Source organism: Draconibacterium sp. (assembly GCF_041583095.1).
In the GTDB taxonomy this organism is placed as follows: Bacteria; Bacteroidota; Bacteroidia; order Bacteroidales; family Prolixibacteraceae; genus Draconibacterium.
This window is the reverse complement of the sequence record NZ_JBFHGM010000114.1, coordinates 1-14,892: the sequence shown is the minus strand read 5'-3', so window position 1 is coordinate 14,892 and position 14,892 is coordinate 1. Positions and strand designations below refer to the sequence as shown.

Here is a 14,892-nt window from a genome sequence, read left to right as displayed (position 1 = left end):
TGTCCGCTAAAAATTGTATTTTTACCCATGTCTAACTTTTTGGTGTGGTAACTCAAAAGTAGACATGCCGGGTGGTTCTTTAAAATGTACTGCCCGGTAAATTTTTACCGGACACTAATGATTAAAAAATCAAAACAAAACCGAATTAAGGATTCGGAATTTAAAATAAGGCAGAAATTCTTTATACCTTCAATGCCCGAAATTGTTTTTGAGCAAACACTATTGTGCGTTTCTGTATAAAAGGAGCGCTATTGGTGCCTGTTCTCACCTGGTAATATTTAAAAAAAATCTTTGATATTATGAAGAAATTTGGGGTTATCATCGTTTTGATGATGGGGATGTTTTCTGTGCTTTCTGCTCAGGAAAATAAGGTTTACAGCGGATATAAAGAATTGGTTGCTGCCGTAAAACAGGAGATAGATGAGGTTGATACGGAAGGATTTCATGACCAATATGTGGAAGGACTGAAGAGCCGAAAGCCCGGCTATATTTTAATCGATGTGCGCACAGAAGATGAATACCGGGCCGGACATATTCCGGGAGCTTACCTCGTGCAACGCGGTGTGTTGGAATCGCACATAGAAAAGGAAACGGTTTGGGAAGGTTTTCATCACGCGCTACCTAAAAAAACAGATACTATTATTTTGTATTGCCGCAGTGGCAGCCGATCGGCACTAGCTGCAAAGTCGCTAAATAAGCTGGGTTACGAGCATGTGTATTCGCTTAACGGAGGATGGAAAGCATGGCACGAAGCTTATCCGAAACTGGAAAGGTTTTAAGGAAATAAACGCTCCGGCTAAAGCGTAACCAGGGTTTACAAACCGCTTGTTGTACAGGCCGGGTGCTTATCGTACTTTTTTACATCCTCGCGCAACACAAAATGTGGTGGCGGCTAATCCTATGGCTGCAAATAAGATCAGGCCGGTATAAAATACCTGAACCGGTAAATTGGCACAGCATGAAATGAAGCCAAGGATAATGGTGACGAAAAAGCCTAAAATTCCCCAGAGTCCTAAATTGTAGCAGATTAATGTTACTATTTTATTCATCGTATTAAGTTTTTACAATTATACGACCAATAAAGAACATTGGTTTATTAAACAATGTGAGATAAATCTCGTATAATTGTGATATTAATTACATTTTAAGTTTGCAGATGAACTTAATTGCCAATACCTGTGTTGATTGCAGTCTAAAATCGGGAGCTGTATCTGTTCTGGATAACAATGAGTTATGTGCTCTTGAAGAAGGGTGTGCAAAAACAGCGTACCAAAAAGGCGAACTTATTTTTAAAGAGGGTGGGCCGGTTCAGCATATCATTTATATTCGGAAAGGATTTGTAAAACTGGTAAAAAAAGGTGCCGGCGGTAAAGATTTTATTCTAAGCGTTTCAAAACAGGGATCGTACCTTGGGATTCAGAACCTGGATGAAAACATAAAAACCAATTATTTCTCGGCCATAACATTAACGAACTCGGAAGTGTGTTTTATCGACAGGCACTGTTTTGCCAGTCTGTTAAAACAAAACGGCGAGTTTGCCCTGAAGGTATTATCAACAGTTTTTAACGACGAAATGAATTATTTCGACCGATTGGTGAAAAACGTGCAGCAACAGTTACCCGGCAGACTGGCTAATACCATAAGTTATTTCGCCAACGAAGTTTATGGCGAGAACACTTTTGCCTTAAACCTTACACAAACTGAAATTGCTGCATTAATTGGCACTTCGCGCGAAAGCGTTTCCCGGATATTAAAGGAATTCCAGGAAATGGGAATTATAGCACTTGAACACAATGTGCTTACCATTTTAAACGAAAAAAAACTGGAGGAAATTAAACAAAAAGGTTAACCTACCTGGCTGAGATGGCGCACCCGGTCGAAATCAAGAATGGTAATTTCTTTGCCTTTTAGTTCGATAATCTTTTCAGATACAAATTCCTTAATCACACGCGAAAGACTTTCCTGCGACATATTGGTAATAGCAGCCATGTCTTTTTTACTGATTGGAACACTGAACTTTTTTCGCTTGAACAAACGAAGGCTGAAACACAAAAGTAAGTCGGCAAAACGACCGTGTAATTGTTTCAGGGTCAGGCAAGCCATCCGGTTGTACGAGAACAACGACTCATCGTTTAAATGATGCAAAATGCTTGCGCTGAATGCTGCATTATTGTGAATAAATGAATCAATTGTGCTTATATCGTGAAGGCAAACACTGGTATCGGTATATGCTTTAACAGAGTAGGGATATATATTTTTTGAATAGAGCGCCTGCAAACCTAATAATTTGCCCTGGTTTTCGACGGATAGTATCAATTCATTGTTCGCATGTTCGCGGTAAACTTTCACCAACCCACTTTTGATGTATATGATGTGTGCCGCTAAAGCACCCTGCTTTGCAATGATCTCTCCTTTTTTGAAATTTACTTCAACCCGGTTTCGGTTAATTAGAATCAACTCCTCGTTCGAAAGTTTTTTGAAAGGTGCTGACATGCACTTACATCCGATGCATTTTTCGAGTTTGTTTATTGGCATAATTATCAGAATAATAAAGGGGGCTAATATAGTTAAAAAGTTAGTACTTAATCAGTACGTCAATCATGTTTTTGATCTAAATCAAATATTCTACTGACTACAATATGAATCCGTTTTGAGGCGGTGACAGCCCGGTTTTCATATCGGTATAAGTAGCAGTGTTACTTTTGAATTGGTGATTAATTCACCAAATATAAATTTTAAAAGGACATGAGAAAGGCATTCATTTCGTTGATGTTAGGCTTTGTTATATGGCTCGGTAAAGTTGTTACTGCCAGTCGGGAAGCGCTAAATAGTCTGATGAATAATCTGCTATTCTCCATTCGTACATTCTTTTCAACAACATTCAGCCATAGTTTATTAACCGGGAGTTGTGTTTGTTACACAACCTCAATCAAAACACGACAAGATAATCAGGTAAAAACCGGGATGCCAATATTGCTTTAGTGCAAGAATTATCCGGGTTTATACTATCACTTAAATAACCTAAAATTTTATAAAATGAAAAAGTACTTTTTTTACACGTTATTACTTGCAATGTTTGCTTCAGTCACATTTACCGGATGTAAATATGAAGAAGAAGAATGCGATTGTTCAGGTACGGAACCGGTAGCTTACGAAACGCTGACCACTTACCTGAAATCGGTTGATATGGATATAAACAATGTATTAACGAATGCCGCAGGACAGAAGTTTGTAATGGCCGCACCTGCTGATGGCGATCTTTCTTCAAAATGGATTATGGATATTCGTGGGGGCGATGATTTTGCTGCCGCTCATATTGAAGGTGCACATAACGTTGCTTTTGGCGATATTCTAACTGCTGCAGCCACTGCCGACAAACCTATTTTGGTAGTATGTTATACCGGACAAACTGCTTGCTACGCTACTTCATTACTTCGCCTTTACGGTTACGAAGATACACAGGCCTTAAAATGGGGAATGAGCGGGTGGAACTCATCATTTGACAAATGGACACCAAACTGTAAATCTTTGGATGATGCAAATAACTGGACAAGCAGCGAAGCTACAGCCGGAAGTTTTGACGCTCCAGCATGGACAAGTACATCAACAAATGGAGCTGATATTCTTGCCGAAAGAGTAGAAGAAGTTGTTGCCGCAGGATTTAAAACAGTAAAAGGTGCCGACGTTTTAGCAACGCCAGCTAATTACTATGTAAATAATTATTTCTCGGCCGATCATTACACCGGTTTTGGACACGTAAATGGTGCTGTACGAATCAATCCATTATTAATCGACGATTGCAGCAAACTTGATCCAAACGGTAAAGTAGTTACATACTGCTACACCGGACAAACTTCAGCAGTTATTACCGCATACTTAAATGTGCTTGGTTTCGATGCTTATAGTCTTCTTTTCGGTATGAACGGTTTAAGCCATACCAACTCATTCTGGGAAGCTGGTGGCGTAACAAATCACTGGGGATTCGATTCAAATCCTAAGGATCTTCCTACAGTATCTTCTAACTAAACGTGTTGGAGCGGGAAGCTGGTTTTTCAGTCCGCTCTCTTAATTATCAACTAAAAGAACAGATTATGTTACGCAAATTATTATTTATATTATCAGCAGCCTGCTTGTTGGCTTACAATGCACAGGCGCAGGGATGCTCCGAGCCAGCCTCAGACGAAGGTGTTTCTGTTTTCGGATATCTGCAGGCGCAATACGATTATGGTTTTGCCGAAGGTGATAATACCAACACTTTTGGTTTTAACCGCTCGCGTATTGGTGTTATGGGAAATATTCCGTACGACTTTAGTTACTATGTTTTGGTAGAAACCAGTCCGTTTAAAAAAGACGGGCCAAAAGCATATTTGCTCGATGCATTTATTACCTACAAACGTTTTTCGTTTGCAAAGGTAAGTTTGGGTTCCTTTAAATCGCCATTCGGACAAGAACTGGGTACGCCTTGTCACTCGTTATATACCGTCAATCGTTCGAAATTTGTAAACGAACTTACTGCACCCGATCGCGATATGGGATTAATGGTGCTTGGTGGATCGGATACTACTTTAATTCAATATTCGGTTGCCTTGATGAACGGTACCGGACTTTTGGTTAAAGATGCCGACAAATACAAAGATTTAGTGGGTAGAGTTTTGGTTCAGCCATTCGACTGGATGCATGTTGGTGGTAGTTTCCGTATGGGTAAAGCTACCAGCCAGGATGAAACGGTTACAGAACCCGACGAAAGAACTCGCTGGGGCGCTGAGTTTGAAGTGGAAAAATATGGATTCCTTGTGCAGGGAGAATACATCTGGGCCGAAGACAAAGGTTCGTACCTGGTAGGCGGCGGATGTGGAGGCGATCCTGAATTGGTTCAGGGTAGTGTTGAACGCGAAGGTTTATCAATTATGGCCCTCTACAACCTGACTTATAATTTCCAGCCTGTTATTAAATACGAGAATTACAACAGCGATTTGAGTTTGGGTAATAACAACATGGAACATATTACAACCGTAGGTTTCAACTATTTCTTTAACGAGTGGACTCGTTTACAGGTGAACTACGAATATAAAGCTGAATGGGCCGGTGAAGTTTCGAACGATATGATCATGGTTCAGTTACAGGTAAGATTCTAATTTTAAATGATAAAGAATATGAAACTTAATAAATTATTTCTCTTAGGATTGGTGCTGTTGCTGGCTTCTGCTGTTTCAGCACAGGATTTGATCTCGGCAAATGAGCTAAAACAGAATTTAAAAAACCCGAATTACATCATTGTTAATGCGGCTGCAAATCAAAAAGTGTTTATTCGTGGTGCGATTGATTTACCACACGGAACGCTTTGTACCGACGAGCCTATCCGTAATATTATCAAATTGCCGGAAGAAATGACTGCAGAGCTTGGAAACCATGGTATATCAGCTGATAAAACCATTGTGGTGTACGATGAGGGTTCTACAAAATATGCGGGTCGTATGTACTGGATGTTAAAGTATTTGGGAGCGCCAAATGTAAAAATGCTGGATGGTAACATTACAGGGTGGAAAGCAACACGCGGACCAATCGGGACAGCATCAAAAGGGAGCAAAACCACATTTACCGCCAATGTTGACGCCAACCAGCTGGCTACTATGGCTGAGGTAAAAAAGGCGGTTAACAACCCCTCATATGTAATTGTTGATGCCCGCACACCGGAAGAATATGCCGGTACTGCGGAAACAGAACTTGCAAGACCCGGACACGTTCCGAGCGCTGTTAATGTGAACTACGAAACCCTGGTTGATGGAAAGAGTTTGCTAAAATCGAACGAAGCACTTACTTCGATGTTTGAATCGAAGGGGATTACCAAGGATAAAACGGTTATCGTTTATTGCGAAACCAGTGTACGTGCCGGAGTTATTTATTTGGCATTGAAAGGTTTGGGGTATCCAAACGTAAAAGTTTACGACGGAGCTTATTTGGAATGGCAATCTGTCGATTCGAATGAGATAGGTTAGCCTTTCGCATGTCCTGAGCGCCCTGGTATTTACCGGGCGCTCTTTTTTCTGAAAGACATGTAAAAATTGATAGCAAAATATGCTTCAAAATTTATTGACTAACCCTGATTGTGCCTTCGACACAATCGTCCCTCTCTTCGCGAAGAGAGGGAGTGAGGGAGAGTTCGTCGAATATTGTTTCACTTTCATTCCTGTTGATGATTTCCGGGAATCATGATTGTTTTTACTAAAATAATACGCTTATTCATCAGTAAACAGGCTAACATGAAAGCATAAAAAAACCGCTAACCAGTTTTGGTTAGCGGTTTTTTTATATTGTTGTTTCTAATTATTTGATCTCTATGTTAGTGTCAGTAACCGATCCTGGTTCAAGTGTACCAAGGGAGTTAAGCTGAATACTGGATGAATTCAATATGGAGTTCAGATCGCTGGCATCAACATTGGCCAAACTCAGAAAATCAGATGGAACCACTACCACTCTGAAAGTTTGATTTCTGGTATAATCGAGCGGCAAAGTTGACAGGTCTACATCACCTTCCAAAAATACCGACATATCTTCAATTACATCGTTGGGGATATCGCCGGTAAAATCGAAATTATACTGTAAAATAGCACCAGAATCAAAATATTTGGTTTGAGGAAGCGGGCGCCAGAAATCCAAGCCATCCTCGGTTGTCCACAAAATGTAGGCTAAAATTACGTCCGATTCGTAAGGCTCAAATCCGTTATCCGCAAAGTTAAAAACCAGTTGATAGTTGTTTGCCGGCGTAAAGTCTCCGGTAAACTCAAATGTGGTTCCAACAAAATTGTAACCGTCTTCTCCCGGGGTTCCCGGAGGACCTATTGGCCCAACCGGACCTTCGCATGAGGCCAGTATGGCGGCGGCAATAATTAAAAGAAACGCTGAGATTTTTCTGAAGGTAAATTTTTGTTTGTTTTCAATTGTTTTCATAGCTATAGACTTTTATAATTAAACTTCATTTTTTAGTGTTAAAACAAGTATAGTGCCAAAAAAACCTTCGGCTAATGCCGAAGGTTTATATTTGAATTGATTGATCAATCTTAAAGAGCCTGTTGCTTTACTCTAATCAAGTGTTCCCGGTACAGGTACACTTGCAGTTTCCATAAAACCAATATCGCCCATAATGAAAGTGTCAGGACCAAGTTTCATGTCCGAGTTCATCATTTCATCCCAGGTAACTTCTTTTCCGGTGTATGCCGAAACGCGGCCCATAATTGCTGTCATAACTGAATTGGCGGTTTCTTCAGCCTCGTTAAACGGAATATCCTGGCGAATACAGGTAATCAGGTCTTTGTGTTCCTGAACGTATGGGCTGGTTGCATGATCTTCATAAGAGAAAAGTTCATTACCATCCAAATCAGTAATTTTTGCTGTGCCACCCTGTGCAGTAAATGCTTTTCCTTTTGTACCGTGCATTACTTCGTTAACGGCATTTGTACAGCCATTAATCTGGCGGCAAGTGCTTAAAATCTGGCGTCCGTCATCCAGTTCATATCGAACGGCAAAATTATCATACTGATCGCCGGTTGGGCGACGCTGACGAGAACCAAAACCAAGCGCTTTTATCGGGTGTTTGCCAAAAAACCAGTTGGCAACATCGATATTGTGTACGTGTTGTTCAACAATATGGTCGCCCGAAAGCCAGCACCAGTTTACCCAGTCGCGAATCATCCATTCCATTTCGCTCCATTCGGGCTTGCTGTTTCTGTACCACAATTGTCCACCATTCCAATATACTTCGGCAGTGGTGAGTTTACCAATTGCGTTATTGCTGAGTTCTTTATATACATTTAGATATTTATGCTGGTGTCGGCGTTGAGTACCTGTAACCACTTTTAATCCGGCAGCATCGGCCATTTTTGCAGCCGCCAAAACCTGGCGAATTCCAACAGGATCAACAGCAATTGGTTTCTCCATAAATACGTGCTTACGCGCTTTTACAGCTGCTTCGAATTGCTGAGGACGGAATTTTGGAGGTGTTGCCAGAATTACAATATCAACACCCGAATCGATCACTTTTTCGTAGGCATCAAAACCAATAAAACAATTTTCCGCAGGTACTTCCTGGCCGGTTTCTTTTTTAATTCTGTCTACACAACTGTCAACCCTGTCCTTAAACACATCGGCCAGTGCAGTTACCTGAACGGTTGAACCACCGGCTTCCAAAAAGTTAAGAGCTGCACCGGTTCCGCGTCCGCCGCAACCAACAATTCCGGCTTTTAAAACTGTTCCGGCAGGCACTTCATCCAGCATAGGTGGATATTTGTACTCTCGTTTTAGCCAATCGTATTCGCCACTTGCAGAAGATCCTCCGCCAGAGCATGATGACAAAGTTCCGATTCCCATAGCCCCTGCTGCGCCTACTGTTGCAGCTCCGGCTAAAAATTTCCTTCTTGAAAAATTGTTGTTACTCATGTTATTAATGTTTTAGTTGAATTTAGGATTCAATCGTTATAAGTTATTTTCCGGTATTCTCATCATATTCGCACACTACTCTGAAGCTAATGTAATTACAGTCCGACAACCACCAGATACTCTTTGGCATCTGAGGATCGGTTTTCATCCATGCTTCGCTGCGGGTGTAATCGCGGGCAGCACTTCTAACTTCGCCAACAGGGCTTTTAAATGTTCCGCCACGAATAACGTGTTCCTCTCCCGAAGCAGGTCCTTTCGGGTCGGTAGCGCCATCGCTTAATTTCGAATAGGCATCTTCGGCGTACCAGTCGGCACAATATTCGGCAGCATTACCAAGCATGTTTTTCAACCCAAACGGATTGGCTTCAACAACCTCGGGCTTGGCAGTTTTCAGTCCGCTGTTTTTTTCGTAAACAATATAGTTATTAATAACGTCGCTTCCTTTTCCGAATAATTTCCCGATAAAGTTTTTGTCTTTAAAGTCTTTTGGCTCACCTTCAAAGAAAAACGGTGTTTCCGTACCTCCGCGGGCGGCATATTCCCACTCGGCTTCTGTTGGCAGGCGGTAAGTTTTTCCGGTAACCTGCGATAACCATTTGCAATAGGTTTCGGCCGAATGGTAGCTCATCGTAATAGCCGGACGGCTGCCCATTCCCCAGTTTTGGTCGGGTTGCCCGTAAGGTGGTGTTGGGCCTGAGATCGCATCAACATCAACATCGGTTTCAGTACGTGTACCTTCTGTGTCGGTTGTTCTTCCTTCTGCGGCAGTGGCGCTGTAAAAGGCCAGGTATTCATCCCAGCTCACTTCTATTTCGGCCATAAAGAACGGACTTACATTCACCGTTTTCTGTGGCCCTTCATCGCTTTCACGAAGTTGTTCTGTTTCAGGACTTCCAATTTTGAAACTTCCACCCGGAATAGCTTTCATATTAAATGCAATTGATGTTCCCGGAATTGTTTCTATAAAGTCTTCATGTGCAGTAACTTCAGCTGCAGCTTCATATCTTTCCTGTGATTCGGCACCGGCGCTTCCAAACTCAACATTTTTCGCGTGCAGTGCATTCGGATCATAATGTCCAACATGCAGGTGACAGTTGATACAACGCAGTTCCTCGTTGTTTTGCGAATAGTAAAGGTGCGCTTGCTGACCTTCGGAATTTAGCGTAAGCGGAAATAAATTGGCGTGGCAACTAATGCACGATTCTTCAAATACAAAATGTTGTGCCTGCTCGAGCGAAGACTTGGCTTCCCAGTTAAAATCGGCACTGTCTTTAAACAAATATCCGTATGCATCGCGGGCACCGGCTTTTATTTTCTCTTTTAAGTAGCCTTGTCCTTTTGGCGGAAGATGACACTCAACGCAGCCAATATGCATACCTGTTCTGTTCTCGTGATGAACAGAGAGTTTCCACGAATCAAAAACATGAGGGTGAACGTGACACACTTCGCACGATTCGTTTGTTGAAGTAGCTTCAATAACTTTAAGAGAAGAAATGGTAACAGCGATACCAATTATAAATCCGATAAAAATGATCAGTAACAGTTTTTTTCGAAGGTAGTTACCAAAACGTTGAAATATGGCCATTGGTTATTTTAGGTTTCTTGATTAAACAATGATGGTAAAAATACTAATTTATATGGCTAAAATTCTGACTTTTGTAGGTTTAAAATTATACAACTTAACTTTATTCCTCAACAATTTCAGAAAATTCAGCCATTTGTCTTTAGTTAAGACGCAGGCTTTATAAAAAATACCTATTTTTTATTAAATAAAAAGGTTGTCTCGAATGCGACAACCTTTGCAGATGACTTCCGGAGAGGAATACAGGAGAGATAGGGAAATATTTTTTATACAGTTGCAAGTTATGGATGTTTTATCCGGGGCTGATTATGTAAAGATTACTAATGGGTTAACGAATTATTAATCAGCAACAATCAACTTTTAACTAAACTTTAAATGGTTAAATAGAGAATTTTGTAACTTTCAGCTATGAACCTTCTCAAGCAAAGTATTTCAGATGTGTTGGGCTTGTTTTTTCCCGAGCTGTGTGTTACCTGTGGGAAACGTCTGGTAACGCAGGAAACTTTCGTATGTTTTACTTGCTGGCACGATTTGCCGGTAACCAATTTTCATTTAAAGCAGGATAATAAAGTGGCTCAGTTATTTTGGGGGCGGGTTGATATCTCAGCGGGCACAGCTTTTTTTAGCTACAGGAAAGGGAGTAAATACCAACAGCTCATTCATTTTGTAAAATACAAAGGGTTAAAAGAGCTGGGTTATGAAACCGGGAGAAAATTTGGCCTGAAATTGTTGGAATCACCACTCTTTGCCGAAATTGATGTTTTAATGCCGGTGCCGCTACATCCACGAAAAGAAAAAAAGCGCGGTTTTAACCAAAGTGAATGGATAGCTCGCGGAATTGCCGAAATTTTAAATAAACCGGTTGACACCGTAACGCTGCACCGAAAGGAATATACATCGACACAAACAAAACGAAACCGCTACGAACGTTGGCAAAACGTTGAAACTGTTTTTGGGTTGAATGATCCCGGAGCGGTTGAAAATAAGCATGTTTTGCTTATTGACGATGTGGTAACCACCGGCGCAACCCTTGAAGCTTGTGCTATTCATTTGTTAAAACAACCCGGAACAAAAGTCAGTATTGCCACGCTGGCTTATGCTGATATTTAAGGTTCGGTCTTATTCTGCTGATAATGTAATCATTACTCGCGAAAGCCTTTTTAAACCAATTGTTCGTTAAAATACCGTATGGAATTTCAACGCTTACGATGGTTAATGCCGATGCTATAACAAAGGAGCATTCTGAGCAAAGTGAAAAATGCGACATTGTGTTGTTTAATCGGTATTAAACAATGTTTCCTATCAATCTGTTAAACCAACAGATTGTCTGAATTTATTATCATCAAAAAAATAAAATAGTATGAAAATTACACGATTGTTTTTGCTTGCCCTAGTGGTTATGGGTTTTATAGCCTGTAACCAAAAGCCGGCAACCACCGAAGATGTTAACGTAAAGTATTACCGCCAGCTGTTATTTAGCGAAACACCCTGGGATTTGGAGCGTGGTTCGCATGAAATTTCGGCCGAAGAAGCTGAAAAAGTAAATAACTACAAATTTACCTGGAACGAAGATGGCAGGCTGGCATCAGTAGAATTCAACCGCAACGGTGTGTTGCTGGGATATTCGAGCCTTAGAGCTGCAAAAATTACTTATACCTACGACGGTAACAAGCAGATCAAACATTTCTTTAACAAAGAAGGCGAGCCCATTGAAAGCGGTGGTGCGTTTACACAGGAATATACACTCGATGATTCGGGAATGCGCGTTGCGATGCGTTTCCTTGATAAAGAGGGAAATCCAACCGAAAACCGTAATAACATACACAATTACGTGTGGTCGAAACTGGATGATGGAATGATACGTGAATTGCGTTACAATCTCGCCGAGGAAGAAACCATTATGAATCCGTTTTGTCCGTTTTATGAATTGCGATTTTCGTATGATGCGAATGGCTACGTAACCCGAATGGCCAACTATATTGAAGATACCATGTACAATTGTACAGCCGAAAATTGTGGCGATGTTGGTGTTTCGTATTTCTTATTCGAAAACAATGATAGAGGTGATTTATTGAGCTTTTCGGTACACAGCACCACTGGCCAGCTTTCGAATTTGTACTGGGGCTGGGCCAAGCGTCAAAATGTTGTTGATGAATATGGCAATGCGGTAAAAACGGTTGTTTACGATCAGGACGATGAATTACTTGGCGGAAAAGGAATTCCGGTAACGGAGAATGAATATAACGAATATGGCGAGTTGGTAAAAAGTATTTCGAAAGATGCCGATGGAAATGTGGTGAACAACCCGAATAACGGTGTGGCTATTGTGGAATACAAATACGACGAACAGGGCCGCAGAGTAGAAACCCTTCGTTACGACAAAGAAATGAATCCTGTTGAAAGTCAGAGCTAATACGTATTAATTTATGATCAAGATAAAACCGATTTTAAGTTTTCTTACACTGGCTGCTTTTGTTGTTTTAATTTCCTGCTCGGGAGGGCAGAAAAAGACGGAACAGTCAGAAACCAGTGTACAGGAAACCACCCCAAAAGTAGAGGTAAATGCCGAGGCAAAATCACTGCTGAAAACGCTGAATGAAATGGGCGATTACGCCAATAGCCGTAATTTCCCGTCGCTTATAAAACCATCGTCAGTTTATGAGGAACTGGATGGAAATATTTACATTATCGACCTTCGTAATGAAGAAGCATATAACGACGGACACATAAAAGGTGCTGTTCGTGTTGATTTTAGCGATCTGCCTGCGTATCTCACCAACGATATCAAGCCGTTTGAATACGACAAAATTGTAGTGGTGTGTTATTCCGGTCAGATTTCGAGTTATGCTGCATCGTTGTTACGACTGGCAGGCTACGGCAATGTTTACGCTATGCGCTGGGGAATGAGTGGCTGGAGCAAACACTTTGCTGATGATGCTTGGCTGGCTAATGTATCTTCTGATTATGAGGATCAGCTTGAGACGGAAGATCACGATAAAGCCCCGATAGCGGATCTCCCAAAACTGAACACCGGGAGTACGAATGGCGACGAATTGCTGCAACAGCGAATTGAGGCGCTTTTTGCAGCCGGTTATCGCGATGCGTTGGTGAAAGCCAGTGCGGTGTTCGAAAATCCCGGGAAATATTACACGATTAACTACGACCGGAAAGACAAGTACGATTCTGGGCATATTCCGGGCGCTATTCGGTACAAACCCGGCGGAACGCTTGGAATTGTTTCTGAAATGCAAACTATTCCGGTAGATAAGGAAGTGGTGTTGTACTGCAATACCGGGCACAACTCGGGATTTGCCACGGCTTACCTGCGTTTGTTTGGTTACGATGCCAAAACGCTCACCTTTGGCAACAATGCCTTTATGTACGATAAAATGAAACAGGAAGAAAGTGCGCTTTCGTGGCTACCGTTTACCGAAGCCGAAATTCATGATTATCCGTACGTACAGAATTAAATAGGGTATTTCAAAAAGATATTATTCCAGCCTGATCGTCGTATCGGGCTGGAATTTGTATTTTAAAGCTTCCGGATTTTCTTCATCCGAGAGGATGTAAACTCTATCAAATTCCAGTTGATTCAGAATAACCCAGGCCTTTGAACTTGTGGAAATATCAGAGGAATAAAGCAGGATTTTTCCATCAAACGAACTCAGTTTTTCCTTATTTTCTTTTTCAAGAAGTTGGCCAAAAGGCAGCACCAATGAATTTGGGAAACGTTGGTTTTCGGTGTCCAGTTCAACAATATTGTAGTTGTCATTTAATTCGCTCAATTCCTGCACCGAAACTGTCATTTCGGTGGTCAATGCTTCGCTTACATTTCTTTTAAACAGGTTCGGATTAAATGTTCGCACCAAAACCAGTACAAAAAGTACGAGCAGAACACCTAAAATCCATGTTATATTTTTCTTCATTTTGTAGCTGTTTTATTCACAACCTCCGTCCAGCTGCGATTCTTCCAATCGTTTCGCTTCAAGGTATTGCATTTTTAAACTGTCGGGCAAACTATTAATTTGTGTAAAGGTTCTTCGTGCTTTGTAGCGGTTTTCAAACAGCGCATTTTCGCGTGGCGTAATTCGTTCGCCTTCAAACTTGCTATACATCACCGTAAGGTACCATTCATTCATTCCACCTTTCATCACAAATGAATTCGCGTAGCCCAGTCCGCTCACAATGGTCCAGGCCAGATTTGCTGTTTCATCGCCGTTTGCGTAATAAATATTTCTTACTTTATCCTGATTCAGGTAACCTTCCCAGTTCGGATTAAGCAAATCGTTAAACGGAATATTGATCGACCCCGGAATGTTACTTTCCATAAATTCGGAAGCGCTACGTAAATCGATCAGTTGGATGGTACTGTCTTCGTTATTTACAAAACGGGCCACCTCGTCAACCGAAAAATAGATGTCAGGATTCATCGATATTTCCAGTAATTCGGTGGGTTTTAGTTGAAAAGATTTTGCTGCATTAAAAGGCAGAAAGGCCAGAATCAATCCGACTCCTACAAGTAAAACAGATATTTTAAGTCGTGCATTCATTTCTGATTAAATTTCTGCGGTGATATCATTTCGTGCATATTTCTTCTCAGCCAGTTCGGCTAACCAGAATAGGACAATGGCAGCCACGATCAGCAGAAAAGTAAAAACTCCGGGCGAAACACCGAGCCATTCATCTACACGAACCGGGCCTTTGTAATTTGCGCCGGCCAGTGTTTGGATCATCGGGAAAGTTTCGGCAAAAAGAAACGCACCACTTAATCCGCCAAACAGGAAAAACAAGGCATCTATTTTCCCGATCGATAGTGCGCTTATTCCGGTACCCGGACAAAAACCGCCCATAATAAATCCGGCTCCCATAATTACTCC

The 14,892-nt window shown here is 41.4% G+C and carries 17 protein-coding genes; 9 read left to right on the top strand and 8 right to left on the bottom strand.

What is annotated here, in order from left to right:
• Nucleotides 1-299: 299 nt before the first annotated feature.
• On the top strand, nt 300-779 hold the full coding sequence (locus ABZB17_RS12005; RefSeq protein ID WP_372650532.1) for a rhodanese-like domain-containing protein: 480 nt from the start codon (nt 300-302) through the stop codon (nt 777-779).
• Nucleotides 780-845: 66 nt separating this feature from the next.
• Here the strand turns inward: ABZB17_RS12005 and ABZB17_RS12000 are convergent, their stop codons facing one another.
• A complete protein-coding gene (locus ABZB17_RS12000) occupies nt 846-1,049 on the bottom strand; it encodes a hypothetical protein (protein ID WP_372650530.1) in 204 nt (67 codons plus the stop codon).
• 107 nt (nt 1,050-1,156) lie between these two features.
• On the opposite strand from ABZB17_RS12000, the gene ABZB17_RS11995 reads away from it, so the two are divergent.
• Complete coding sequence (locus tag ABZB17_RS11995; RefSeq protein ID WP_372650528.1) at nt 1,157-1,849, top strand: Crp/Fnr family transcriptional regulator; 693 nt, start codon at nt 1,157-1,159, stop codon at nt 1,847-1,849.
• Here the strand turns inward: ABZB17_RS11995 and ABZB17_RS11990 are convergent.
• Complete coding sequence (locus tag ABZB17_RS11990; RefSeq protein ID WP_372650527.1) at nt 1,846-2,493, bottom strand: Crp/Fnr family transcriptional regulator; 648 nt, start codon at nt 2,491-2,493, stop codon at nt 1,846-1,848. The genes ABZB17_RS11995 and ABZB17_RS11990 overlap by 4 nt on opposite strands.
• Before the next feature lie 252 nt (nt 2,494-2,745).
• Between ABZB17_RS11990 and ABZB17_RS11985 the strand changes: the two genes are divergently transcribed.
• From ABZB17_RS11985 to ABZB17_RS11970, 4 genes are all read left to right on the top strand, one after another.
• Nucleotides 2,746-2,982: a hypothetical protein gene (locus ABZB17_RS11985; protein ID WP_372650525.1), complete on the top strand. Its 237-nt coding sequence runs from the start codon at nt 2,746-2,748 to the stop codon at nt 2,980-2,982.
• Between the two features lie 54 nt (nt 2,983-3,036).
• Nucleotides 3,037-4,026, top strand: a complete 990-nt coding sequence (locus ABZB17_RS11980) for a rhodanese-like domain-containing protein (protein ID WP_372650523.1) — start codon at nt 3,037-3,039, stop codon at nt 4,024-4,026.
• Nucleotides 4,027-4,091: 65 nt separating this feature from the next.
• Nucleotides 4,092-5,135, top strand: coding sequence for a porin (locus tag ABZB17_RS11975; protein WP_372650521.1), 1,044 nt, complete (start codon nt 4,092-4,094; stop codon nt 5,133-5,135).
• Between the two features lie 18 nt (nt 5,136-5,153).
• Nucleotides 5,154-5,996, top strand: a complete 843-nt coding sequence (locus ABZB17_RS11970) for a sulfurtransferase (protein ID WP_372650519.1) — start codon at nt 5,154-5,156, stop codon at nt 5,994-5,996.
• 328 nt (nt 5,997-6,324) lie between these two features.
• Here the strand turns inward: ABZB17_RS11970 and ABZB17_RS11965 are convergent, their stop codons facing one another.
• The 3 genes from ABZB17_RS11965 to ABZB17_RS11955 all read right to left on the bottom strand — a co-directional run bounded on the left by ABZB17_RS11965 (nt 6,325) and on the right by ABZB17_RS11955 (nt 10,018).
• Nucleotides 6,325-6,948: a hypothetical protein gene (locus ABZB17_RS11965; RefSeq protein ID WP_372650517.1), complete on the bottom strand. Its 624-nt coding sequence runs from the start codon at nt 6,946-6,948 to the stop codon at nt 6,325-6,327.
• Between the two features lie 132 nt (nt 6,949-7,080).
• A complete protein-coding gene (locus tag ABZB17_RS11960) occupies nt 7,081-8,433 on the bottom strand; it encodes a Gfo/Idh/MocA family protein (protein WP_372650515.1) in 1,353 nt (450 codons plus the stop codon).
• 43 nt (nt 8,434-8,476) lie between these two features.
• Entirely contained in the window at nt 8,477-10,018 is a 1,542-nt protein-coding gene (locus ABZB17_RS11955) for an SUMF1/EgtB/PvdO family nonheme iron enzyme (RefSeq protein WP_372650513.1), read from the bottom strand.
• Between the two features lie 405 nt (nt 10,019-10,423).
• On the opposite strand from ABZB17_RS11955, the gene ABZB17_RS11950 reads away from it, so the two are divergent.
• From ABZB17_RS11950 to ABZB17_RS11940, 3 genes are all read left to right on the top strand, one after another.
• On the top strand, nt 10,424-11,125 hold the full coding sequence (locus ABZB17_RS11950; RefSeq protein WP_372650512.1) for a ComF family protein: 702 nt from the start codon (nt 10,424-10,426) through the stop codon (nt 11,123-11,125).
• 250 nt (nt 11,126-11,375) lie between these two features.
• Nucleotides 11,376-12,428 (top strand): hypothetical protein, encoded by a 1,053-nt coding sequence (locus ABZB17_RS11945; RefSeq protein ID WP_372650510.1) that lies wholly within the window; start codon nt 11,376-11,378, stop codon nt 12,426-12,428.
• A gap of 13 nt (nt 12,429-12,441) precedes the next feature.
• Complete coding sequence (locus ABZB17_RS11940; protein ID WP_372650508.1) at nt 12,442-13,485, top strand: rhodanese-like domain-containing protein; 1,044 nt, start codon at nt 12,442-12,444, stop codon at nt 13,483-13,485.
• 21 nt (nt 13,486-13,506) lie between these two features.
• Here the strand turns inward: ABZB17_RS11940 and ABZB17_RS11935 are convergent, their stop codons facing one another.
• From ABZB17_RS11935 to ABZB17_RS11925, 3 genes are all read right to left on the bottom strand, one after another.
• Nucleotides 13,507-13,941 (bottom strand): hypothetical protein, encoded by a 435-nt coding sequence (locus tag ABZB17_RS11935; protein ID WP_372650506.1) that lies wholly within the window; start codon nt 13,939-13,941, stop codon nt 13,507-13,509.
• Between the two features lie 12 nt (nt 13,942-13,953).
• Nucleotides 13,954-14,565: a rhodanese-like domain-containing protein gene (locus ABZB17_RS11930; protein ID WP_372650504.1), complete on the bottom strand. Its 612-nt coding sequence runs from the start codon at nt 14,563-14,565 to the stop codon at nt 13,954-13,956.
• Nucleotides 14,566-14,571: 6 nt separating this feature from the next.
• A partial coding sequence (locus ABZB17_RS11925) for a YeeE/YedE thiosulfate transporter family protein (protein ID WP_372650502.1) occupies nt 14,572-14,892 on the bottom strand: 321 nt, incomplete at its 5' end.